At 66.4% G+C, this 22,186-nt stretch carries 19 protein-coding genes and 1 tRNA gene; 17 read left to right on the plus strand and 3 right to left on the minus strand.

Going from position 1 to position 22,186, the window contains the following annotated elements; genetic code table 11:
- Positions 1-30 precede the first annotated feature (30 nt).
- From KM295_RS10430 to KM295_RS10465, 8 genes are all read left to right on the plus strand, one after another.
- Positions 31-1,239 carry a molybdopterin molybdotransferase MoeA gene (locus tag KM295_RS10430; protein ID WP_256029891.1) on the plus strand — a complete coding sequence of 403 codons (1,209 nt, stop codon included), beginning with the start codon at positions 31-33 and terminating at the stop codon, positions 1,237-1,239.
- The gene (locus KM295_RS10435) at positions 1,232-3,109 is read left to right on the plus strand and encodes a molybdopterin biosynthesis protein (RefSeq protein ID WP_256029892.1); all 1,878 of its coding nucleotides are present in this window, start codon (positions 1,232-1,234) and stop codon (positions 3,107-3,109) included. Before KM295_RS10430 ends, KM295_RS10435 begins: the two co-directional genes overlap by 8 nt.
- A gap of 84 nt (positions 3,110-3,193) precedes the next feature.
- Positions 3,194-3,928 carry a profilin-fold protein gene (locus KM295_RS10440; RefSeq protein WP_256029893.1) on the plus strand — a complete coding sequence of 245 codons (735 nt, stop codon included), beginning with the start codon at positions 3,194-3,196 and terminating at the stop codon, positions 3,926-3,928.
- Between the two features lie 62 nt (positions 3,929-3,990).
- A complete protein-coding gene (locus KM295_RS10445; RefSeq protein ID WP_256029894.1) occupies positions 3,991-4,416 on the plus strand; it encodes a DUF2391 family protein in 426 nt (141 codons plus the stop codon).
- A gap of 88 nt (positions 4,417-4,504) precedes the next feature.
- Positions 4,505-5,842 carry a Trk system potassium transporter TrkA gene (gene trkA, locus KM295_RS10450; protein ID WP_256029895.1) on the plus strand — a complete coding sequence of 446 codons (1,338 nt, stop codon included), beginning with the start codon at positions 4,505-4,507 and terminating at the stop codon, positions 5,840-5,842.
- Position 5,843: 1 nt separating this feature from the next.
- Complete coding sequence (locus KM295_RS10455; protein WP_256029896.1) at positions 5,844-7,346, plus strand: TrkH family potassium uptake protein; 1,503 nt, start codon at positions 5,844-5,846, stop codon at positions 7,344-7,346.
- A gap of 99 nt (positions 7,347-7,445) precedes the next feature.
- Positions 7,446-9,038 carry a TrkH family potassium uptake protein gene (locus tag KM295_RS10460; protein ID WP_256029897.1) on the plus strand — a complete coding sequence of 531 codons (1,593 nt, stop codon included), beginning with the start codon at positions 7,446-7,448 and terminating at the stop codon, positions 9,036-9,038.
- A gap of 96 nt (positions 9,039-9,134) precedes the next feature.
- Positions 9,135-10,793 carry a potassium channel family protein gene (locus tag KM295_RS10465; RefSeq protein WP_256029898.1) on the plus strand — a complete coding sequence of 553 codons (1,659 nt, stop codon included), beginning with the start codon at positions 9,135-9,137 and terminating at the stop codon, positions 10,791-10,793.
- 23 nt (positions 10,794-10,816) lie between these two features.
- Here the strand turns inward: KM295_RS10465 and KM295_RS10470 are convergent, their stop codons facing one another.
- Positions 10,817-11,158, minus strand: a complete 342-nt coding sequence (locus KM295_RS10470) for a DUF7975 family protein (protein WP_256029899.1) — start codon at positions 11,156-11,158, stop codon at positions 10,817-10,819.
- An 85-nt stretch (positions 11,159-11,243) separates the two neighbouring features.
- Here KM295_RS10470 and KM295_RS10475 point away from each other — a divergent pair, with 85 nt between their 5' ends.
- The 9 genes from KM295_RS10475 (at position 11,244) to KM295_RS10515 (ending at position 20,358) form a co-directional block, all read left to right on the plus strand.
- Positions 11,244-11,873: an adenylate kinase gene (locus tag KM295_RS10475; RefSeq protein ID WP_256029900.1), complete on the plus strand. Its 630-nt coding sequence runs from the start codon at positions 11,244-11,246 to the stop codon at positions 11,871-11,873.
- Between the two features lie 141 nt (positions 11,874-12,014).
- Positions 12,015-12,905, plus strand: coding sequence for a DUF106 domain-containing protein (locus KM295_RS10480; protein WP_256029901.1), 891 nt, complete (start codon positions 12,015-12,017; stop codon positions 12,903-12,905).
- 108 nt (positions 12,906-13,013) lie between these two features.
- Positions 13,014-13,592: a (d)CMP kinase gene (gene cmk, locus KM295_RS10485; RefSeq protein ID WP_256029902.1), complete on the plus strand. Its 579-nt coding sequence runs from the start codon at positions 13,014-13,016 to the stop codon at positions 13,590-13,592.
- A 2-nt stretch (positions 13,593-13,594) separates the two neighbouring features.
- On the plus strand, positions 13,595-14,479 hold the full coding sequence (locus KM295_RS10490) for an RNA-guided pseudouridylation complex pseudouridine synthase subunit Cbf5 (protein WP_256029903.1): 885 nt from the start codon (positions 13,595-13,597) through the stop codon (positions 14,477-14,479).
- Positions 14,480-14,531: 52 nt separating this feature from the next.
- Positions 14,532-14,602: transfer RNA gene (locus tag KM295_RS10495), tRNA-Pro, on the plus strand.
- 84 nt (positions 14,603-14,686) lie between these two features.
- On the plus strand, positions 14,687-14,935 hold the full coding sequence (locus KM295_RS10500) for a hypothetical protein (protein WP_256029904.1): 249 nt from the start codon (positions 14,687-14,689) through the stop codon (positions 14,933-14,935).
- Positions 14,936-15,182: 247 nt separating this feature from the next.
- Positions 15,183-17,345, plus strand: coding sequence for a type II/IV secretion system ATPase subunit (locus KM295_RS10505; RefSeq protein ID WP_256029905.1), 2,163 nt, complete (start codon positions 15,183-15,185; stop codon positions 17,343-17,345).
- Positions 17,338-19,221, plus strand: a complete 1,884-nt coding sequence (locus KM295_RS10510; protein WP_256029906.1) for a type II secretion system F family protein — start codon at positions 17,338-17,340, stop codon at positions 19,219-19,221. The genes KM295_RS10505 and KM295_RS10510 overlap by 8 nt, the downstream gene beginning before the upstream one ends.
- Before the next feature lie 165 nt (positions 19,222-19,386).
- On the plus strand, positions 19,387-20,358 hold the full coding sequence (locus KM295_RS10515; RefSeq protein WP_256029907.1) for a sensor histidine kinase: 972 nt from the start codon (positions 19,387-19,389) through the stop codon (positions 20,356-20,358).
- Here KM295_RS10515 and KM295_RS10520 read toward each other — a convergent pair.
- Together KM295_RS10520 and KM295_RS10525 are read right to left on the minus strand one after the other, a co-directional pair.
- Positions 20,355-21,152 (minus strand): ZIP family metal transporter, encoded by a 798-nt coding sequence (locus KM295_RS10520; RefSeq protein ID WP_256029908.1) that lies wholly within the window; start codon positions 21,150-21,152, stop codon positions 20,355-20,357. The two genes, KM295_RS10515 and KM295_RS10520, sit on opposite strands and share 4 nt — an antisense overlap.
- 105 nt (positions 21,153-21,257) lie before the next feature.
- Complete coding sequence (locus tag KM295_RS10525) at positions 21,258-22,058, minus strand: helix-turn-helix transcriptional regulator (protein WP_256029909.1); 801 nt, start codon at positions 22,056-22,058, stop codon at positions 21,258-21,260.
- Positions 22,059-22,186 lie beyond the last annotated feature (128 nt).

The raw sequence follows: 22,186 nt of genomic DNA on the forward strand, positions 1-22,186 counted from the left end.
TTTTTGCCGACGGAGACCACACACCGATATATGAGCGATCTGCAGGAGGCGGGGTTCAAAGACCGGACCCGGATCGAAGACGCCCGGGACCGACTGCTCGATACCCCGCCGATCGACCGCACCGAACGACTGTCGCTTTCGGTCGCCGACGGCCGGACCGTCGCCGAACCGATCGAGGCGGTCCGGAACGTCCCTCACTACGCCCGCGCGGCGATGGACGGGTGGGCGCTCAAAGCCGAGGACACCTTCGGGGCGTCGGACCGCTCGCCGGCCGTCCTCCGGCCGGGCGAGACCGTCGGTCCCGATCGGGCCGTCCGGGTGCATACGGGCAGCGAACTCCCCGAGGATGCCGACGCGGTCGTCATGATCGAGGACGTCGACCGGATCGGCGAGGAACTCGAGGTCTTCGACGCCGTCGCGGCCGGCGAGAACGTCGCCCCGGTCGGCGAGGACGTCGAGGCCGGCCAGCGGCTCTACGACCCCGGCCACCGGCTCCGGCCCTCGGATCTCGGATTGCTGAAGGGGACCGGCATCGACACCGTCGAGATCGTCGAGAAGCCCGAGGTCGCCGTGATCCCGACCGGCGAGGAACTCGTCCAGGCCGACCCCGAGCCCGGCGAGGTCGTCGAGACCAACCGGTTTACCATATCGCGGCTCGCCGAGCGGTGGGGCGCCGATGTGACCCGCAGAGAGATCGTCACCGACGACCACGAAACGCTCCGGGCGGCCGTCCAGCGCGATCTCACCCGCGACGTCGTCGTCACGACCGGCGGCTCCTCGGTCGGCGAGCGGGACCTCATCCCCGAGGTCGTCGCCGACCTCGGCGAGGTGTTCGTCCACGGCGTCGCCCTGAAGCCCGGCCACCCGGTCGCCTTGGGTCGCATCGAGGGCGTGACGGTCGTCATGCTCCCGGGGTACCCGGTCGCGTGCATCGTCAACGCCGTCCAGTTCCTCCGGCCGCTCGTCAAACACCTCGGCCGGATGCCGATCGAACCACTCCCGAGCCGGGAGGCGACGCTCACTCGAAAGCTCAAGAGCGAACCCGGCGTCCGGACGTTCGCCCGGGTGAAACTCGAAGAAAGCGAGGCTGGCCTCGAGGCGACGCCGACGCGGGCGGGCGGCTCCGGCGTCCTCTCGAGCGTCGCGTTGGCCGACGGCTGGGTCGCCGTCCCCGAATCGGCGGAGGGGATCGCGGCCGGCGAGACAGTGACGGTCGAAAACTGGGAGTACAATGGATAGAAAACAGTTCCGCGAGCTGGCCGATCCCGAAACGGCCCGCGAGACGATCCGATCGCTCGATCTCACGCCCGACCCCGAGACCGTTTCGCTCCGGGAGGCGCGGGGGCGCGCCCTCGCCGAGCGGCTCGACGCCGGCCTCGACGTGCCGGGGTTCGATCGGGCGAGCGTCGACGGCTACGCGGTGCGGGCCGCCGATACCTTCGGCGCCGACGAGGCCGATCCGGCCCGGCTGACCCACGCCGGGACGGTCCACGCCGGAGCCGAGCCGGACGTCGAGATCGGTTCGGGCGAGTGTGCGGAAATATCGACGGGCGCGGTGGTTCCGCCGGGCGCCGACGCGGTCGTCATGGTCGAGCGGACCGACCGCGACGGCGGGGACGTGCTGGTCCGGACCTCGCTGGCGCCCGGCGACAGCGTGATGTTTTCCGGGGCCGACATCGCGGCCGGCGAGCGAGCGCTCGGTCCGGGGACCGTCGTCACCGCCAGGGAGATCGGGCTGCTGTCGGCGATCGGCGTCGAGTCGGTTCCGGTCCGCGGCGAGCTGACCGTCGGAATCATCTCGACGGGTGACGAGCTGGTCCGACCCGGCGAGGACCTCGACAGCGACGCCGGGGAGATCTACGACGTCAACAGCTACACGGTCGCGAGCGCCGTCGAGGAGGCCGGCGGCGAGGCGAAGCTGTATCCCCACGCCGGCGACGACTACGACGCGATGGAGTCGGCGCTGCGGACGGCGGCTGAGGAATGCGATCTCGTTCTCTCGTCGGGATCGACGTCGGCCTCGGCAGTGGACGTGATCTACCGGGTCGTCGAGGAGACCGGCGAACTCCTGTTGCACGGCGTCGCGGTCAAACCGGGCAAGCCGATGCTCGTCGGCCGGCTGAAGGAAAGCGCCTACGTCGGGCTCCCCGGCTACCCCGTCTCGGCGTTGACCATCTTCCGTGTGTTCGTCGCGCCCGCGATCCGGCGGGCGGCCGGCCGCCCCGAACCGGAGACAGCGACCGTCGAGGGGACGATGGCACGGCGGGAACGGTACAGCGAGGGTCGGCTTCGGTACATGCCCGTCGGCCTCGTCACCGACGGCGACGGCAAGACGCTCGTCTATCCGGTCGACAAGGGCAGCGGCGCGACGACGAGCCTCGTCGAGGCCGACGGGATCGTCGCCGTCCCGCCGGACGTGGAGTATCTCGATGCGGGCGAGCGCGTCGAGGTCCAGCTCTTCTCGCCGGAGGTCCGACCGCCGACGGCCTTCGGGGCCGGCGAGGACGACCCGGCGCTCTCGCGGCTGCTCGATCGGCTCGATCGCCCCCGATATCTCGGCGTCGGGGCCAGACAGGGCCGCCGCCGGCTCCGGGACGGCGTGACCGACTTCGCCGTCCTGACAGGGGAGTCGGCCCCCGAGGAGACGGTCGAACTCGGCGCGTGGCGCCGCGAGTGGGGATTGATCGTCCCGGCGGGCAACCCCCAGGGGATCGAAGGGCTCGCCGACCTCGTCGACGGCGAGATCGCCTTCGTCAACCGGACGACCGACTCGGGGCTGCGATCGACGCTCGAGGACGCCCTCGAGGAACTGGCAGCCGATCGCGGCGTCGATCGGCGCGAACTCGCCGAGTCGATCGAGGGCTTCGAACTCGCCGTCCGGGCCCACGAATCGCCCGCAAGGAAGGTGCTCGCTGGTGACGCCGACGCCGGCCTCGGACTCGAGGCGACCGCCGACGCGCTCGGGACGGGCTTTGTCCACTGCGGGACCGAACGCGTCGTCGCCGTCGCCGATCCCGACCGGGCCGACAAGGCCGGGGTTCGACGGCTCGCCGAAGCGATCGAGGACGACGAGGAGATCTTCGCATCGCTGTCCGGCTACCGGCGGTGACGGCTTGTCGCGCCCGCCGGCGCGGTGTCGACGGCCGCCGACGGACCGGAAACTGATATCCGGTCGGGCCGCCAGAGGAACGTAATGACCACGCTCGCCGAATTGGACGTCCCCGTCGCCGATATCGGGGCGATCACCGAGCGCCGCGAGGAGATCCTCGAGGCGATCAGGAGCCACGCCGGGCGGATCGCCTACGACCTCGCCCGCGTCGACGGCGGCGACTACGGCCGTCGGTCGTTTTCGACCGACCGCGGGGAGTGGACGGTCAAACACGAGGCTGGCGACCTGGAGTTCCTCAAGTACGATCCGACGCGCGGCGAGGAGACCTACGTCGTCTCGACGAAGGGGCCGGCCGAACCGGCGGCGCTTTCGCGTGCGCTCGAGGACTATCCGGCGTTCGTCGAGGCGTACAACGAACACGTCGAAACGGTCGACGGGATCCTCGACGGCGTCGACGCCGAGGCGTCGTTTCCGGCGGTCGCCTCGACGGATTCGGTCGTCGCCGAGCGCGACCGGATCGTGGAGGCGATCGAGGACTGCTGTGAGCGGATCGCGGGCCAGCTCTACCGCTACGAGGGGACCGATTACGGGACCTTCTCGGTCCGGGTCGGCTCGATGCGCTGGAAGCTGAAACGCGACGGCGGCGGCGTCTCCTATCTCCGGGTCGGCGGCTCCGACGGCACCTACCTCCTCTCGCAGTACGGGCCGCCGTCGGCGAGCGACGTCCGGGAGTACGCCCCGCGGTTCGGCGGGTTCGTCGGCGCCTACAACGAACACGCCGCGGAACTCGAAGCCGACCTCCGGGGGATCGAGCCCTGACCGGCCGTCGGCCGGCGCTTTCCGGTCGAACCGTTCTTTAGCCCCGGCGCCGTTCGGACGGTATGCGATCGTTCTCCCGCCCCCGGTTCCGGATCGCCGACTCCACCCAGCAGGTGGTCGGCGGCTTCCTTCTGGCCGGACCCTTCGTCGTCACCGAGGAGGTGTGGGTCCTCGCCACCGACATGTCGCTTCTCCAGTCGCTTTCGACGGTCGTAATCGTCTTCGCCATCGGGTACGCGACGCTGTACAAGGCGGCCGACCGGGACCCCGAAGACGAGGTCGAGGTCGGCGGCATCCCGGCACGGTTCATCTCGCTGATGCTCGTCTCGTATGGGGCCGTCGCCATCCTGACGCTCGCGTTCGGCGCGCCGGGTACGTTCCTCGCGGACCTCTCCGGGCTCGATCGGCTCGTCGTCACGCTGAAGGCGATCAGCGTCGGCGCGGTGTTCAGCGTCGTCGGCGCCGCGACCGCCGACTCAGTCTTCTGACCGGCGTCGGTTCGAAGCCTTCCGGCACCAGCCGATTTCGGCCGTTCGGATAGTAACCGACTTGAGGCACGCCCGAGACAGAGACGGTATGCACGTCGTCGTCGTCGGCGCCGGCGAGGTCGGAACCTCAATCGCGGCGAACCTGGCGGCCGACCACAACGTCGTCGTCATCGACATCGACCCCGACCGCGCCGAGCAACTCAAGTACGAACTCGACGTGATGACGCTGGCGGGCGATGGCGCTTCACTGGCGACACTCGAAGACGCGGAGGTCGGAGCGGCGGACATGTTCATCGCCAGCACCGACGACGACCGGACGAACCTCGTCGCCTGCGGGACGGCGAAAACGGTGGGCGACCCCTTCACGATCGCCCGGACGAAAAGCGTCGAGTACCTCCGAACGTGGGAGCTGACCGAATCCGCCTTCGGCGTCGATTTTATGGTCTGTTCGGACCTTCTGAGCGCCGAAAGCATCGTCGACGTCGTCGGGCTACCCGCCGCGGTCGACGTCGACCCCTTCGCGGGCGGGCTCGTCCAGATGGCCGAATTCGAGATCGACGCCGACAGCCCGGTAGCCGGCCAGACCGTCGCCGAGGCCGACCGCTTCGAGTCGCTGACCTTCGCGGGGCTGTTCCGCGACGGGGAGATCATCCTGCCCCGCGGAGACACCGCCATCGAGACGGGCGATAGGGCGGTCGTCATCGGGAGCCCCGAGAGCGTCCAGGCGTTCGCGAACGACCTCGCGCCCGAGGAGACACCCGACGAGGCCGACGAGATCGTCATCATCGGCGGCTCGGAGATCGGTTATCAGACCGCCAGACTGCTCGAGAAACGGGGGCTCTCCCCGCGGCTCATCGAACAGGATCACGACCGCGCCCGGTGGCTGGCCGAGGAGCTGCCGGGGACGCTCGTGATGGAACACGACGCGACCGATACCGACTTTCTGGCGCGCGAACACGTCGACGAGTCCGATTTCGTCGTCGCGACGCTCGACAGTGACGAGCGGAACCTGCTGGCGTCGGTGCTGGCCAAACGGCTCGGGACGGACCGGGTCGTCGCTGTCGTCGATAACGGCGAGTACGTGACGCTCTTCGAGGAGATCGGCATCGACGTGGCGGTCAACCCCCGGCAGGTCACCGCCGAGGAGATCATCCGCTTTACCTACGGCGGCGTCGCCGAGAACATCGCCGTCTTGGAGAACGACCAGGCCGAGGTGCTGGAGCTCCAGTTGACCGAAGACAGCGAGCTGGTCGGCTGCTCGATCGAGGAAGCCGCAGCCGGAATCGACACGAACCTGGTGTTCGGCGCGATCACCCGGGACCGGGAACTGATTACCCCACGCGGGGACACCGAACTGGCGGCGGGCGATCACATCGTCGTCTTCGTCGAGTCCTCGTTCGTCGAAGCGCTCGCCTCGATGGCATAGTATGGGACTGATCCGGGTGGACTGGCGGGCGAGCTTCGATCTCACCGGCCGAGTGCTCCTGTATCTCGCCGGGCCGCTTTCGTTTCCTCTTTTTTTGGCGATGCTCTACGGTGAGTCGACCCTTCCGTTCCTCGCGGCGATCGGGGCGACGCTCGTACTGGGCGGGCTCCTCCGGGGGCTTCCAGGCGATCCCGGGGACCTGGGGCCGCGGGAGGCGTTTCTGGCGGTCGCCTCGATCTGGCTGCTCGTCGCCGTCGTCGGGTCGATCCCGTTCGCCGTCGCCGCGACGGGGACGCTCGCACACCCGATCAACGCCGTCTTCGAGTCGATGAGCGGGCTGACGACGACCGGCGCGACCGTCCTCGAGGACTTCTCAGTCCACGGCCGATCGATCCTGATGTGGCGACAGCTCATCCAGTGGCTCGGCGGGCTCGGCATTTTGGTGTTGGCGACGGCGATCCTCTCGGAGCTGGGGGTCGGCGGCGCACAGCTGATGGACACCGAAACCCAAAGCAAGAACGTCAGCAAGCTGACCCCACGCATCTCCGAGACCGCACGGCTCATCTGGGGGCTATATCTGGGGTTGACGGCGCTTGCGGCGGTCGTTTACTATACGCTCCATCTCACCGGGCTCGCACCGCAGATGGACCTGTACAACGCCGTCGCCCACGCGTTCACGTCGGTCGCGACGGCCGGCTTCTCGCCGGAGCCCGCGAGCGTCGGCGCCTTCGCGCCGATCGTCCAGTGGGCGGTCGTTCCCTTCATGATCGCGGGGTCGACGAGTTTCGTGCTGATGTACTTCGCACTCAAGGGCGATCCGATGCGACTGCTGAAAAACGAGGAGTTTCACTTCTATCTCGGCAGCATCGCCGTCTTCGCCGCGGTCGTCGCGGGGGCGCTTTTCATCGATCCGACCGTCGGCTTCGGCGGCGAGGCGACGATCCGGCACGCCGTTTTCAACGTCGCCTCGATGGTGACGACGACCGGGTACGCGAGCACCGACTTCGATCTGTGGTCCTCGGCGGCCAAGCACATGCTCTTTTTGTGTATGTTCCTCGGCGGCATGGTCGGGTCGACGACCTGTTCGATCAAGTCGCTTCGGTGGCTGGTCGCGCTGAAGGCGTTCAAACGGAACCTCTTTACGAGCGTTCACCCCGAGGCGGTCCGGCCGGTCCGGCTTTCAGGAAAACCGATCGAGGAGGAGGCGATCCGGGATATCTACGCGTATCTCCTTTTGAGCATCATCATCTTCACGCTGCTCACCGTCTTCATCGTCGTCGACTCGGCCCGGGTCGGCGCGAACGTCTCGGAGTTCGAGGCGATGGGCGCGGCCGCCTCGACGTTTCTCAACATCGGCCCGGCGTTCGGCGACGCCGGACCGTACGGAACCTACAACGGCTTTCCGATGACGACGAAGACGGCGATGATTCTCCTGATGTGGATCGGCCGCATCGAGATCATCCCGGTGCTCGTGTTGTTCACCGCGGCTTTCTGGCGGTCCTGAAGACGACCGAGCGCCCGCCCGGATCGGGTCCCGGCTGCCCCGGTGATGTGTCGAATCGATGGGTTCATACCTCATCCGTGAATCCCTCCGGTATCCCATATGAGATGGCGAGTCGATCTCCGGGCGAGCGTCAGCCTTCTGGGGACGATCATCAAGTATCTCGCCGCCACGATGGTGATCCCGCTGGCCGTCGCCGTCGTATACATGGAAGACGTCTGGGTGTTCGTCGTCTCGATCGCGATCGCGGTCGCGATCGGGGTCGGGCTCGAACGACTCGATCCCGAGCCGGACCTCGGCCCGCGGGAGGCGCTGGTGCTCGTCTCGATATCCTGGTTCGGCGTGGCGGTCGTCGGGACGATCCCGTATCTGCTCGCCGGGTACGGGACCCAATCGACCGTCGGCCTGCAGCTACCGCTCGGTGACGGGGCGGCGGTGATCCTGGGCGCGCTCGGCAGTTCGATCGTCAACGCGCTGTTCGAGTCGATGAGCGGGTTCACCACGACCGGTGCGACGGTGTTAGGCGAGATCAGTTTCGACCGACACTCCCACGCCCTCTTGATGTGGCGACAGCTCACCCAGTGGCTCGGCGGGATGGGGATAATCGTCCTCATGATCGCCATTCTGCCCGAACTCGCGGTCAACGGCGCACAGCTCATGAGTTCGGAGGCCCCCGGCCCGGAGTTACAGAAGCTCACCCCGAAGATCGCCGAGACGGCCCGCGCGCTCTGGCTCATCTACCTCGGATTCACCGTGCTGCTCGTGATACTTCTGTATACGCTTTCGGTGGTCGGGCTGGCCCCGGAGATGGACCTGTACAACGCCGTCGCCCACGGGTTCACCACGCTCCCGACCGGAGGGTTCTCGCCGCAGGCCGACAGCATCGCCGCCTTCGGCGCCGTCGTCCAGTGGGTCATCATCCCGTTCATGATCGTCGCCGGCGTCAACTTCGCGCTGTTTTGGCATCTCCTTCGGGGCGAGGTCGACGTCATGCTCAAAAACGCCGAGTTCCGGACTTACGCCGGCGCGATCGCCGTCATCACCGCCGTGCTTTCGGTGCTCCTGTTCCGCGGCGGGGCACCACCGCTGGAACTCGGGGGGACGACGGAGGGAGTAACCGAAAACGCGCTCCGGCAGGCGGCGTTTCAGATCGGATCGCTGTTGAACTCGACCGGGTACGCGACGGCGGATTTCGCCCAGTGGGATGGCCACACGCAGTTCTTTTTGTTGTTCGCCATGTTCATCGGCGGCTCTGCGGGATCGACCGGCGGCGGCGTCAAAGTCATCCGCTGGCTCGTCGTGTTCCGGGCGATCAGACGCGAACTCTACACGACGGCACGCCCGGACGTCGTCCGACCGGTCCGTCTCGGCGGCCAGGTCGTCGACGAGGATGCCGTCCGGGGGATCGTCGTGTTCACGCTGCTTTATTTCATCCTCCTGATCTTCGGCGCCGTGTTCATCATGATTGACTCGGCCCGGATCGGCGTCGAACTCTCCGCGCTCGAGGCGGTCAGCGCATCGCTCGCGACCATCGGGAACATCGGCCCGGGGTTCGGAAAGCTCGGGCCGTTCGGTAGCTATCTGTTCTTTCCGGATAGCTCGAAGCTTCTGATGGTCGTTCTGATGTGGCTCGGCAGGCTGGAGATCGTCCCCGTCCTCGCGGTGCTGGTCGCCGGGGTCGAGGACGTAGGTTGACGCGGTCGGTTCCCGCCGGTCGTGGGGAGGATAACCCAGGAGTACCGTCGACGGAGAACGCTCATGTTCCAGCAGGGAGTGGTATGATCCACAGCTATGCAAGGATGGAAACGGCGGGCCATCGGATACTTCGTCTTCGTTGGTCTGGCACTCGTGGTAACCGCACGCGGGTATCAGTGGGGGATGGCCGTATACGAGGGACGGCCCCGAACGTTCCTCGATTCGCTCCAGTTCGCCGTCGAGATGTTCACGACCACCGGGTTCGGGGGGGACTCGCCGTGGGAGAGCCCCCAGATGCAAGCCTTCATTACCGTCGCCGATCTGGTCGGGATGGCGATACTCGTCGGCGCGTTGCCGGTGTTCGTGGGGCCGCTCGTGGAGAACACGCTCTCGCCGTCGGCTCCCGAGGAACTGGAGCGGTCCCTCACGGATCACGTCGTCATCTGTTCGGATACGACCCGAGCGGAGGAACTCATCAAGGAACTCGACGCGAACGCCGTCCCCTACGTGATCGTCGAATCCGACGGCGGGCGGGCGAACGAACTGCACGACGACGGCCAGCGTGTGATCAACGCCGATCCCAAATCGACCGAGGGGCTGGCCGCTGCCGGGCTGTCGTCGGCCCGGGCCCTGTTCGCGGACGTGTCCGATCAGGTCGACGCGAGCATCGTCCTCGCCGCCAAAGAAATCGCCGGGGATGTGCCCGTCGTGAGCGTCGTCGAGGACCCGGACGCCGAGACGTATCACCGACTCGCCGGGGCCGATCACGTCCTCTCGCCGCGCTCGTTGCTCGGAGAGAGCCTGGCGGCGAAGGTGACGGCCGCCACCCGCACCGAAATCGACGAGACGATCTCGGTCGGCGACGAGCTACAGCTCGCGGAGATATCGATCCGCCACGGCAGCGACCTGGCGGGCTCGACGCTGGCCGACAGCGGCATCCGGGAGCGGTCGGGGGTCAACGTGATCGGGGCGTGGCTCCACGGCGAGTTCACGCCGGCTCCCGCTCCTGACATCCGGCTGGCCGAAGGGACCGTGCTGCTCGTTTCCGGCCACAGAGACCAGCTAGACCGGTTCGTCGATCTGACGCAGTCACCGATCCGGAAGTTTCAGGCCGGGCACACGGTGGTCGTCGGCTACGGACAGGTCGGACGGGCCGTCGCGGCGGCACTCAACGACGCCGGGGTTCCCTACACGGTCGTCGATCGGGCCGAGATGGACGCCGTGGACATCGTCGGCGACGGGAGCGATCCCGACACGCTCAGACGGGCCGGGATCGAGGACGCCGAAACGGTGATCCTCGCGCTGCCGGACGACACCATGACCGAGTTCGCCACGCTCGTCGTCCGCGACGTGGCGCCGAACATACAGATCATCGCCAGGGTCGAAGGGAAATCGAACATCACGAAGACGTATCGCGCCGGCGGCGACTACGTGCTCTCGCTGGCGATGGTGACGGGGCGAATGTCCGCGTCACGCCTGCTGGAAGGGCGGGAGGTAATGTCCTTGAACCGACAGGTAGAGGTAATCCGGAAGCGGGTGCCGGAACTGGCCGACCGGACGATCGCCGAGGCGAACATCCGCGACGAAACCGGCTGTACGGTGGTGGCGATCGGGCGCGACGATGGGATGTACACCGACATCAGCCCGGAATCGAGGATAGAGCAGGGGGACGAACTCGTCATCGTCGGGACCGACGAGGGGATCCGTACTTTCGAGCGCGTCTTCGATGGCGAGGCCGGCGCGGGCGAGGACTGAGAGGGATCGTCGTATCTCCCCGATCACGTTTGCAGTTCGTAGTGCTCCTCGAACCCATAGACCTCCCGGAACAGCGCCTCGAGGAAGTCGGCGGCGTGTTTCGCGTCGGTGACGGCCGACAGATAGACGACGCCGTCGTCGGCCTTTCGCGTCGCGGGCTGTTCGATCTTGAAGACGTGATACGCCTCGAGGAGCGCCTCCAGTCGGTCGCGTTCCCCGGCAGTGAGTTCGAGTCGGAGGCTCCGGTCGTCGTACTCGATCGCCGCGTCGCGGGCCTCGAAGATCACGGGCTCTTCGGTCCGTCTCGCCTCGAGGATCCGGCGGACGAACGATCGCTTTCGGTCGCCCGGTGAATCATCTGTCATTATCTGACCTGGGAAACCGAGACGCATCAAACCCACGTCGGCGCGTTTCAGACAACTCTTTTAGTCGGCGTTCTGAAGAGCGTGTATGAGCCAGCCGAAGATCCTGTTGCTCGGGGCGCCGGGTGCCGGGAAAGGGACACAGTCGAAAAACATCGTCGAAGGGTACGGCGTCGCACACGTCACGACGGGCGATGCGCTACGGGCCAACAAGGACATGGAGACCGAACACGGCACGCCGCGGGAGTACATGGAAGCCGGCGAACTCGTTCCCGATCCGGTCGTCAACGAGATCGTCGAGGCCGCCCTCGCCGAAGCCGGGGGGTTCGTCCTCGACGGCTACCCGCGGAACCTCTCGCAGGCGGAGTACCTCGAGGACATCACCGAGCTGGATCTGGTCGTCCTCCTCGATGTCGACAGGGAGGAACTCGTCCGCCGGCTCACCGGCCGCCGGGTTTGTTCGGAGTGTGGCAGGAACTTCCACGTGGAGTTCGACCAGCCCGAAGAGGAGGGCGTCTGCGACGAGTGCGGCGGCGAACTTATCCAGCGCGACGACGACAACGAGGAGACGGTCAAAGAGCGCCTCGAGGTCTTCGAGGAGAACACCCAGCCGGTGATCGACCACTACGAGGCGGCCGGACAACTCGTCCGCATCGACGGCGAACAGCCCCCAGGGGAGGTCTGGACGGACCTCGAGGACGCGATCGAGAACGCCTAGACCGGAACAGGGCCGAACGCCCCGGCTCCGTCGGATCCGGGGGGAACCTGACACATCGTTGCAGCACTGACGACGCCGACGTCCGTTTCGGCGTCGGTCCGGAGTAAAAGGTTGATTACCCACCGCCGATAACGGAGCATAATGGCACGTACAGCCTCGAAGGTACAGGAGCTCGTCAAGGAGGACCCGGAGATGGAGGCAGCCCTCGAGTACGTCCTCGAGCGGGCCGACGAAGGCACCGTCTCCTGGGGTGACGTCTCGGATGAGCTCTCGAGCGGACAGTGGGGCCGGCTCATCGAGACGGGAATTCTGGCCGACTCCGACGGCGAGGGGTTCGACGTCGCCGATCCCGAGGGGGTCCGCGACGCCCTCGAGGACGACGACCTCGAGTTCCCCGACGCCCCCGACACCGACTCCTCGTGGTCGAAGTGGGACAAGCTGGCCGCGGCCGGGTCGGTCTCGATGTTCGCCGGGTACACGTTCAGCGCCGTCCGGGACCCGCTTGCGAGCACGCTCGATATCCTGCTCGGGCCGCTGCTCGAGTTGCTCCCGTTCTTCGCCGTCGTGATGGTGCTTTCGCTTTTCACCGGGATGTACTCGACGCTCCTCCAGTCGAACCTCATGGACATGGAGGTGATGGGCGCCTACCAGAACCGGATGAAAGAGATCCAACAGCGCCGCAAGGATGCCAAAGAGCGCGGCGACGACGAGGAGCTCGAGCGGATCCAGGAAGAACAGATGAGCGCGATGGCGGACAATCTCGGGATGTTCAAAGAGCAGTTCCGTCCGATGGTGTGGATCATGGTGCTCACCATCCCGGTCTTTCTGTGGATGTACTGGGCGGTCGGGTTCCGCGGCGGGACGGCCCACTACGAACTCACCACCATCGTTTTGCCGATGGCCGGCGAGATCGGCTGGACCGAGTCGATCCTGGGTCCGATCCAGACGTGGATCGTCTGGTATTTCGTCTGCTCGATGTGCTTTACCCAGATCATCCGGAAGGCGCTGAACATCCAGACGACGCCGACCTGATGGGTCACCGTCGTTCGGTCCCGACGGCGTCGGAACTCCGGACGCCGGTCGTCGGTCGCCGCTCGCTCGAAGGGCAACGTCTTTTAGATACGCCGACGGAATACTGATATGTTGATAACGATCTCCGGCCCCGCCGGCAGCGGCAAGAGCACCGTCGCGGGCGGGCTGGCGGAGACCCTCGGATACGAACACGTAAGCGGTGGTGATCTCTTCAGGGGGCTGGCCGACGAACGGGGCCTGACGCCGCTGGAGCTGAACCGGCTCGCCGAGGAGGACGAGGCGATCGATCGCGATCTCGACCGGCGACAGCGCGAACTGGCGGCGGACGCCGACGATCTCGTCTTGGAATCCAGGCTCGCCGGCTGGATGGCCGGCGAGTACGCCGATTTCCGCGTCTGGCTCGACGCCCCACTCGAGGTTCGGGTCGACCGGATCGCCGACCGAGAGGACAAACCGACCGCGACCGCCCGGGAGGAAACCGTCGCGCGCGCCGAAAGCGAGACCCGCCGCTACGAGGAGTACTACGACATCGACATCGGGACGCTCGATATCTACGATCTCTCGATCAATACCGCCCGCTTTTCCCCGGGGGCCGTCCTCGAGGTGGTCGAAACGGCGATCGGAGCGTACGACCCGGCCGACGACGAGGGGAAGATCCCGATCGACGGCGTCAACTACGAGTTTTGACCATGCGTGCCCGCGGGTCACCCGACGACCGCGATCCCGAGACGCTCCTGGAGTTCGGCGTCGTCAATCTCGATAAGCCGCCCGGCCCCTCGGCCCACCAGGTCGCCGCCTGGGTCCGCGATATGGCCGGCGTCGAACGGGCGGCCCACGCGGGGACCCTCGATCCGAAGGTCACGGGCTGTCTGCCGGTGTTGACCGGGACGGCGACGCGGCTCGCCCAGGTGTTCGACGACAGCCGGAAGCGATACGTGGCCGTCCTCGAGTTGCACTCGTCGGCGCCGGCCGACTTCGAGGCGACGCTCTCGGAGTTCGAGGGACCGCTCTATCAGAAGCCCCCCCGGAAGTCCGCCGTCGCCCGCCGGCTCCGGGTCCGGGAGATACACCGTCTCGACGTCCTCGAACGCGAGGATCGTCGCGTCCTGCTCAATATCGAGTGCGAGAGCGGGACCTACATCAGAAAGCTCTGTCACGATATCGGGCTCGCGCTCGGGACCGGCGCCCACATGGGCGATCTCAGGCGGACCGAGACCGGCGGCTTCGACGACCGGACGCTGTCGACGATGGAAGATCTGGCCGACGGCCTGGCCTTCTACCGCGAGAACGACGACGCGGGACTCCTCCGGGACGTCGTCTCGCCGGCCGAGCGGGCGCTGGAGGGACTACCGGGGCTGACCGTCGCCCCCTCTGCCGCCGCCGAGATCGCCGAGGGCGCGCCGGTGTACGCCCCGGGCGTGATCGACGCCGGCTTCGATCCCGACGACGTGGCGCCGGACACGCTAATCGCCTGCTACACGCCGGATGGGGCTGCGGTCTGTCTCGGCCACCTGGTCGGCGATCCCGGCGCCGGGGCGGGCGTCGTCGTCGAACTGGAACGCGTTCTCGTGTAGTGGGGTCGAAACGAAGACATTAAACGTCCGACTGTCGTCTCTCGGAACGTAAGGGACCGTGGGGTAGTGGTATCCTCTGCGCATGGGGTGCGTTGGACCCGTGTTCGAATCACGGCGGTCCCATCCTCGAAACCGCTTCTAAAGCGTCCTATAACCCAACAGACGCATCTCATCCGATAACTGCTTCACCCCGAGGGGGTGTCAGCCGTGACGCCGATCGTCCTCGATTTCGAGGCCGAACGCGACCGGGATTCGACCAGTTTCGACCGTGCCGATCCCCCCGCTGCTCTCATCGAGCAGCAACACCAGCACGCTTGGACGGTCTCGCTTCCCGATGTCTACGGAACGCCCGTCGAGATCCAACCCGTCGATCGCGATCCCGAGGCTGCCGAGGCTGATCACTACGACGATCCCGAACGAGCCTGCGCAGACGGCGGCCAGGGGGCGCGGCGATGACCAGTATCGCGCACGCGCCCACCTTCGGAGGCTCACGGGGGGTGGCGACTACGTATTGCCTGCCCCGACGTCGTCCCCGTAGTCGCCACGTAATCACGGACGTAATCATGCCATCTCCCCTCGATCGATAGTAATTTGTACACAGTCCCACGGTCGCATATCAATCTCGGCCCCGATTCGATCGGCGTATCCCCTTTTCGTTGCCCGGACAGAGTTTAAATAAAATAGCGACAGCAGTTCGAAACAAATGGACGGTGACGTGCCGACGGTCCCGCCGCCGGAGCCGCCGGATAGCGGCGCGGCGTGGTACGCCCCGGCGGTCCGCGACCAGTACGAGATCGTCCCCGGCGTCGTCGCGACCGTCGCCGAGAACGACGGTGCGTTCGAGTACCGGATCCGGACGCCGGCGCTTTCGGCCGCCGCCGCGGCCGATCTGGAGGCGATCTCGGCGCACTTCTCGGGGGCCTCGTTGCGCCGGCCGCGGACGCGCGAGGGTGCGGCCGAGCGGTTCCGCGAGGGGTTCGACCGGAAATACGAGCGGGTGGTCGACCGGCTAACCGACCGAACGGCGAGCGCCCGCCGGCGGCTCGCCTACCACCTCCTTGCGGAGCTTCGGTGTCTCGGGCGGCTGACGCCACACGCGCTGGACGATCGGATCGAGGTCGCCGACCACAGCGACGGCGAGTTGTCGGTCCATCTGACCGATTACGCGCCCGCCCGGACCGGGATCGAGGATCCGGACTTCCTCGGACACTTCAGCGCCGAGCGGGTCGAGCGATACACCGTCACGTTCGCCGGCTACGAGATCCCGGTCGTTCGGTACCGCGAACGGCTGCTCGGGACCGACCCGTTCGAACACAAATACGCGGTACTCGAACCCGAGTTGCTCCCCGGTGACGAGCGGCTCATCGAGGAATGTAAGGCCCGGATCTGGGAGGCCGGACTCGACGAGGGTGCGACGGCCGAAGACCGGACAGCTCTCGTCCGAAAGCGCGGCCGGCGGGTACTCTCGAGACGGTTCGCGGCCAGAAATACCCGCGAGTGGGTCGGGACCGTCCGGCACGTTCTCCGGCGCGTCCTCGCCGAGTACGGGCAGGGCGTTCCGCCGGTCGACCGCCGGGTCGACGGCGATCGGCTCGATGATCTCCTCTACTACGTGCTCCGTGATCTCGTCGGCTACGGGCAGTTGACCGTCCCCATCCGGGACCCGAACCTGGAGGACATCGAGGCCAACCGCGTCGGCGAACGCATCAAGGTCGTCCCGAACGGCGGCGACCGGGAGCCGACGAACCTGCGGTTCGAGTCCGAAACGGCCTTTATAAACGTCGCCACGCAACTGGCGGCCGACGACGGCGTCGAACTCTCCTCGAGCCGGCCGTCGGCGAAGGTAAATCTCGAACCGGCCGGGATCGATCAGACGATCAGGTGTGCCGTCGCCCTGCCGACGATCTCCGAGGACGGGCCGCACGTCTCGATCCGGAAGCAGGCCTCCGACGTGCTCACGCCGGTCGATCTGGTCGACTCGGGCTCGCTTCCGACGGAACTGGTGACGCTTCTGTGGCTCCTCTACGAACACCGGGGGGTCGTCCTGTTTTCGGGACCGACTGCCGCCGGCAAAACGACGCTTTTGAACGCCCACATGCCGTTTATCGCCTACGACGCCCGCCCGGTGAGCATCGACGAGGGTGCTCGGGAGGTGTTCGTGCCCCACGAGACCGGCGTCTCGCTGACGACGCGGGCACACAGAGACGAGTTCAAGAACGTCTCGATGGCCGACCTGATGACGGAGACGAACTATCTCAACCCCGATACGGAGGTCATCGGCGAGATCAACACGGCCGAATCGTTCGAGACGTTCAGCGAAGTGCTCCAGACCGGTCACGGCGTCCTCGGGACGACCCACGCCGACGGGATCGAGAAGCTCCTCAACCGGGTCATCGAGAAGGGCCTGCCGCCGTATCTCCTCTTGGAGATCGACCTCGTCGTCTTCCCCCGACACGTCGACGGCGAGCGGTACGTCGGGGCGGCCGTCGAGTTGCTATCCGAGCGGGAGGCGGGAGACGCCGACTACCCGACGGAGACGATCGAGAAGGACGGGACGACCATCCACTACAGCCGGATCCTCGAACGGACGCCGGCGGGAGAGTGGACGTTCGCCTACCGCCACCCCGAACTCGGGGACCCGACCGAACGGATCGAACTGCGGGCCTTCGACCGACTCGCCGAACGGACGAACCGAACGCCGGAGGACGTCGAATCGGAGTTCCGCCGCAAACACGGGTACATCGAGTATCTGGTTCGGGAGGACGTCTCGGATATCGGGACGCTCTTCGGTTTTCTGAGCGATCTCCGGGCGAACGAGGCCGCGACGATCGAGCGGATCCGCCGCCGGGGCGCGACAGATGGGTAGCCGCTATCTCCGCGCCGCGGCGCGACGCCTCGATCGGGGCGTCTACGCGCTCTTTTCACGGCACGCCGATCGGCCGCGCCACGAACGGGATCGGGATCGATACCGCGGCGCGGCGCTCTCCGTCGGGTTCGAGACGTACCTCGCTCGGATCTACGGCCTTTCATGGCTCCTCGGGGGTACGGTCGGGCTCGCGGTCCCCGTCCTTGGGAGCGTCCTCTCGCCGGCGTTCCCGGACGCGTTCCGATGGTTTCTCTCGGCCGCGATGCCGGGGAACGGGACGCTCCCGCCGCTTTCGGACGCCTCGCTCCTCCTTGCGGGCGGGCTGGTCGTGGGCGCGTCGGCGAAACGGTCGACGATCGTGCTGGGAACGACCTACCTGCGGTGGCGAGCGCGCGCCCGCCGGGCGGCCATCGAGCGATCGCTCCCCGGGGCGGTCAGATACCTCCGGGTGCTCGCCGACGGGAGCGAAAACAGAGAGGGGATGATCCGGACTGTCGCCGACCGGGACGCCTATGGCGGGACGGCCGAGGCCTTCGATCGCGTCCTCGAGACGGCCGCGCTCACCGGGAGCCTCGATACCGGCCTCAGGCGGGTCGCCCGCGATACGCCGTCGCGGGACCTGCTGGCGCCGTTTCTGCTGAAGTTCCGCGAACACGCCAACCAGGGGACCGAATCGCTACAGGGGTATCTCCGGATGGAATCGCGGATGCTCTCTCACCGGCAATCCCGGGCCCGACAGCGCGCCGGCGATTACCTCGAGATCGTCGCGAAACTGTTCGTCGTCTTCCTCGTGGTTCCCGCCTCCGTCGTCGTCGCCGTGACGGTGCTCGGCGTCCTCGCCCCCGGACTCTCGAAGCCGATCCCGGTCCCGGCCCCGCTTTCGGTTCCAGGCTTGGGCACCCCGACGATCCGGACGCTTCTCGTCTACGGGGGGTCGGCGTTCGTCCTCGTCGTCGGTGCATCCACGGCGGCGGCGGTCGCGCGGTTCCGTCCGTCGGGGCACGTCCGGCGGTACGAGCGACCGACCGGATACGCAACGGTGCTGACGGCGCTTTCGAACCCGGCGAGTGCGGCGTTCGTCTTCGCGTTCCCGGCCGTCGTCGTCACGTGGGGGCTGTGGGCGGCTGGCGAACCGCCGGCAAACGCCGTGTTGCTCGGCTATGCGGCCTACGGGCTTCCCGTCGGGACCGTCGCGGTGAGCCGTGCCCGCCTCGACGACGCCAAGGACCGGGAGATACGCGATTTCGTCCACGCTATCGCGGGCCACGTCGATCTGGGACAGCCGTTCGAGGTCGCCGTCGAGACGGTCGCCGACGAGGTGAACTTCGGACCCTTACAGGAGGACGTCGACGATCTCGCGTTCAGACTCGGCCTGACGACGGGGAGCGCCGAGGTCGATACGCGCCGCGAGGCGCTCGGCCGGTTCGTCGCACGCGTCGGGACGCCGCTGGCCGAACAGACGGTCGGGCTCGTCACTGGCGCGCTCGCGGCCGGCAGCGACACCGAGACGACCTTCGAGACGCTCCAGACGGAGGTCGGGTCGCTGTATCACCAGCGCAAGCGGCTGCAGTCGGCGATGTTCGTCTACGTCGCCGTCGGCTGGGCGACGGCGGTGTTCGTGATCCTCTCGGTCGTCGCCGTCGAGCGTTTCGTCCTCGTGTGGCTCGCGGGGGGACCGACCGTGCCGGGGATCGGTTCCGGGACCGTCGATCCCGGTCGGGAGGGACGGCTCCTGTACCTCGTCACCCAGACGACAGTGCTCGCCTGCGGCTGGTTTGCCGGCGTCGCCGCCCGGGGTCGGTACACGGCGTTGCTCCACTCCTCGAGTCTCGTCGTGATCTGTTATCTGTGCTTCGTCGGGGCTGGAGCAGTGTAGCCGGATCAAACAATATTGGTGATCCCGTGGACGACGCTACGAGATACTGAACGACAAATGCAGAGAAAAGACCAAACCTGATAGGGTATATACAGAGATATGGACACTAAAAGGGGGTCTGAATCTCGGAGTGCTTCCACGTCTGAATCGAAGGTCTCGCTTGATGTGCTTCCGTTACACTCGACGAGTCTCCTTACCGTCCTCGATGAAGAGGGTATCGTCCTGTATGAAAGCCCCTCGATCGAGCGGATTTACGGCTACCGACAGGACGACCTCGTCGGCGAGCAGGTAGCTGAATACTTCCATCCGGACGACCGCGAGAAGGTCATCGCTGCCTTCCAAGCAGTCGTCACCAGCGAAAAAGAAACCGTCGAGGCGGTCGAATACCGTCACAGACGGGCTGACAGGACGTATCTGTGGGTCGAGTCTGTCGCGTCGGCGAACCCCACTCCTGACGGAAATTACGTTGTCAATACACGCGATATTTCGACTCGAAAAGAAATCGAACGACATCTACAGAACACGAACGAGCGGCTCGAGGAGTTCGCCAGCGTCGTCTCACACGATCTCCGGAACCCGTTGAACGTCGCACAGGGTCGGTTGCAGTTGGCACAACAGGACTGTGAGAGTACCCATCTCGCTGACGTAGAGACCGCTCACAACCGGATGAAAACGCTCATAGAGGATCTACTGACCCTCTCACGAGTGGGCAAACAGATCTCCGAGACGGAACCAATCGGACTCGCACCGCTCTGTGAGACCTGCTGGCAGATGGTTGAAACAGCCGACGCAACGCTTGTCATCGAAACCGATCGGCACCTCCGCGCTGACCGACATCGCCTTCGACAATTATTGGAGAACCTCGTTCGAAACGCGATCGAACACGGCGGGCAAAACGTCACCGTGACCGTCGGAGAGATCGATTCAGGGTTCTACGTCGAAGATGACGGTCCCGGCATCCCCTCAGACGAACGCTCGCAGGTGTTCGAGGCGGGCCACTCGACTACACAGGGGGGTACGGGACTGGGACTGAGTATCGTCAAGCAGATCATCGAAGCACATGACTGGAGAGTACACCTCACGGAGGGAAGCGACGGTGGGGCTCGGTTCGAGATCACGAGTGTTGAGCCCGCTTAAATGAACGCCAGCGGAATCATCAAAAGCACACCCAGCCCGATCCCGCCGAGGAGTTCCGGCTTGCCGCCCCGCGGCAACTCCGAGCCGAGATCCAGCGCTTCCGGGATGAACTCGGTGAGCACCAGATAGATCATCGCGCCCGCGGCGAACCCGAACCCGTAGGGAAGAAACTCCCGGGCGATCCGGACGAAGGTGAAGGCGATGACGGCACCGATCGGCTGTGGGAGACTCGAAAAGACCGCCCACCAGACCATCCGCCACTCGGAGACGCCCATCGCCCGCAGCGGGATCGAGATCGCGGTCCCCTCGGGGACGTTGTGGATCGAGATCGCGACGGTCATAAACACCGCGAGCAGCGGGACGGTAAAACCCAGCAACTGCGCCCCGCCTTCGAGCCCCAGATCGGCGAAGGAGACCCCGACGGCGATCCCCTCCGGGAAGCTATGGACGGTCAGGATACCGAGGATGAGTACGAGCTTTTTGAAGTCCGCCTCCTCGTACTCCCGGGGATCGATGTCGGCGTCGAGGAGGAGTTCGTGTGCGACGACGACGAGGACGACGCCGACGGCCATCCCGACCGCGACCTGCCGGAGCGTCCCCTCGGCCAGCCCCTCCTCGACGAGGCCGAAAAGCGACGCCGTCACCATGATCCCCGAGGAGAACCCCCAGAGGACGACGTTCCCCCGATCACTGATGGCGTCGAAAAAGAAAAACGGGAGCGCTCCCAGCCCTGTCGCCAGCGCCGTGAGGAACCCGGCGACGAAGACCAAAGCGATGTTCTCGACGAACGCCATTCACCGTTGACGTCGGCCGGCCGGGTGAACTATCCTTCGGATCGCCGTTTCGGGCCGACCGGGAGGTTACGGAATCAAAGAAGGCCTCCCCGAGCGCGAGAGAGCTCAAGGCGGCTCGCCCAGCGCCGAGCGATCGAGCTCCTCGGACGCGGTCCGGTACCGTTCGACCGCCCCGAGGGCCCACGACCGGACGGCCGGATCCTCAGACTCGACGAGCGCCCGCAACAGCCCCGACTCGTCCCGGAGGAATAGATAGACGGTATCGTCGGCGACTCCGACGGCGAAGGGGATCTCGCGGTCGGTGACCCAAACCGAGGCCGCCTCCGCTCCGGCCAGGCTCCGCAACCGGCGCCAGGCGTCGTACTCGGAGCCGAGGAGGTCGACCGTCTCGGCTGTCACGACACACTCGAAGGATTGATCCTCCGCGGCCGTCGCCTCGTCGACCGTTTCGAGCATCTCGTGGTTGAGGACGTAGCTGACGATGCGGTGGGTCTCGGCCCCTCGCGCCAGTTCGAGCGCGCGGTTCAACGGCCCTCCCGGATCGGCCCGCGTCGGCGTCGTGATCTCCGCGTCCGACAGCCGCTCGAGCCCGAAATCGAACCGATCGGCCGGCAACAGCCCGGCGACTTCCCGGAGCCGGCTTTCGGTCTCCATGACCGAAAGCAGCGACCGAAAGCCCGAGGCGACGAACGATCCGAGCCGGGTCGTCTCGTAGGTCCCGTCTTGGCTTTTGACCCACTCCCGTTCCTCGAAATCGCCGAGGATACGCGCCAGCGTCGGCTGGGAGGCACCCACCGCCGCCTGGAGTTCGCCCCGCGTGTGTGGTCCACTCGAGAGCGTCTCGAGCACCCGGATCCGGTTCGGCGACCGTGCGAGGAACTCGATCTCCTCGAGCGGATCCGTCATGTGGTCAACCACTCGGCGTCGGACAATAGGTTTTGAGGTCTCCGATATATTCACACCCTGAAACGAATGTATCGGTGGATATCGCGATAGACGGCGAAACAAACGCACGATCCGAACAAATTACTGGA

Source organism: Natronomonas aquatica, assembly GCF_024449025.1.
Classification (GTDB): domain Archaea; phylum Halobacteriota; class Halobacteria; order Halobacteriales; family Haloarculaceae; genus Natronomonas; species Natronomonas aquatica.

Excerpts from the sequence above, each read along its gene's own strand:
- KM295_RS10505 (WP_256029905.1), top strand. The coding sequence starts at position 15,183 with ATGGACGGTGACGTGCCGACGGTCCCGCCGCCGGAGCCGCCGGATAGC.
- KM295_RS10525 (WP_256029909.1), bottom strand. The coding sequence starts at position 22,058 with ATGACGGATCCGCTCGAGGAGATCGAGTTCCTCGCACGGTCGCCGAAC.
- KM295_RS10455 (WP_256029896.1), top strand. The coding sequence starts at position 5,844 with ATGGGACTGATCCGGGTGGACTGGCGGGCGAGCTTCGATCTCACCGGC.
- trkA (WP_256029895.1), top strand. The coding sequence starts at position 4,505 with ATGCACGTCGTCGTCGTCGGCGCCGGCGAGGTCGGAACCTCAATCGCG.
- KM295_RS10470 (WP_256029899.1), bottom strand. The coding sequence starts at position 11,158 with ATGACAGATGATTCACCGGGCGACCGAAAGCGATCGTTCGTCCGCCGG.
- KM295_RS10440 (WP_256029893.1), top strand. The coding sequence starts at position 3,194 with ATGACCACGCTCGCCGAATTGGACGTCCCCGTCGCCGATATCGGGGCG.
- KM295_RS10435 (WP_256029892.1), top strand. The coding sequence starts at position 1,232 with ATGGATAGAAAACAGTTCCGCGAGCTGGCCGATCCCGAAACGGCCCGC.
- KM295_RS10445 (WP_256029894.1), top strand. The coding sequence starts at position 3,991 with ATGCGATCGTTCTCCCGCCCCCGGTTCCGGATCGCCGACTCCACCCAG.
- KM295_RS10460 (WP_256029897.1), top strand. The coding sequence starts at position 7,446 with ATGAGATGGCGAGTCGATCTCCGGGCGAGCGTCAGCCTTCTGGGGACG.
- KM295_RS10510 (WP_256029906.1), top strand. The coding sequence starts at position 17,338 with ATGGGTAGCCGCTATCTCCGCGCCGCGGCGCGACGCCTCGATCGGGGC.
- KM295_RS10475 (WP_256029900.1), top strand. The coding sequence starts at position 11,244 with ATGAGCCAGCCGAAGATCCTGTTGCTCGGGGCGCCGGGTGCCGGGAAA.
- KM295_RS10430 (WP_256029891.1), top strand. The coding sequence starts at position 31 with ATGAGCGATCTGCAGGAGGCGGGGTTCAAAGACCGGACCCGGATCGAA.
- KM295_RS10480 (WP_256029901.1), top strand. The coding sequence starts at position 12,015 with ATGGCACGTACAGCCTCGAAGGTACAGGAGCTCGTCAAGGAGGACCCG.
- KM295_RS10520 (WP_256029908.1), bottom strand. The coding sequence starts at position 21,152 with ATGGCGTTCGTCGAGAACATCGCTTTGGTCTTCGTCGCCGGGTTCCTC.
- cmk (WP_256029902.1), top strand. The coding sequence starts at position 13,014 with ATGTTGATAACGATCTCCGGCCCCGCCGGCAGCGGCAAGAGCACCGTC.
- KM295_RS10465 (WP_256029898.1), top strand. The coding sequence starts at position 9,135 with ATGCAAGGATGGAAACGGCGGGCCATCGGATACTTCGTCTTCGTTGGT.
- KM295_RS10490 (WP_256029903.1), top strand. The coding sequence starts at position 13,595 with ATGCGTGCCCGCGGGTCACCCGACGACCGCGATCCCGAGACGCTCCTG.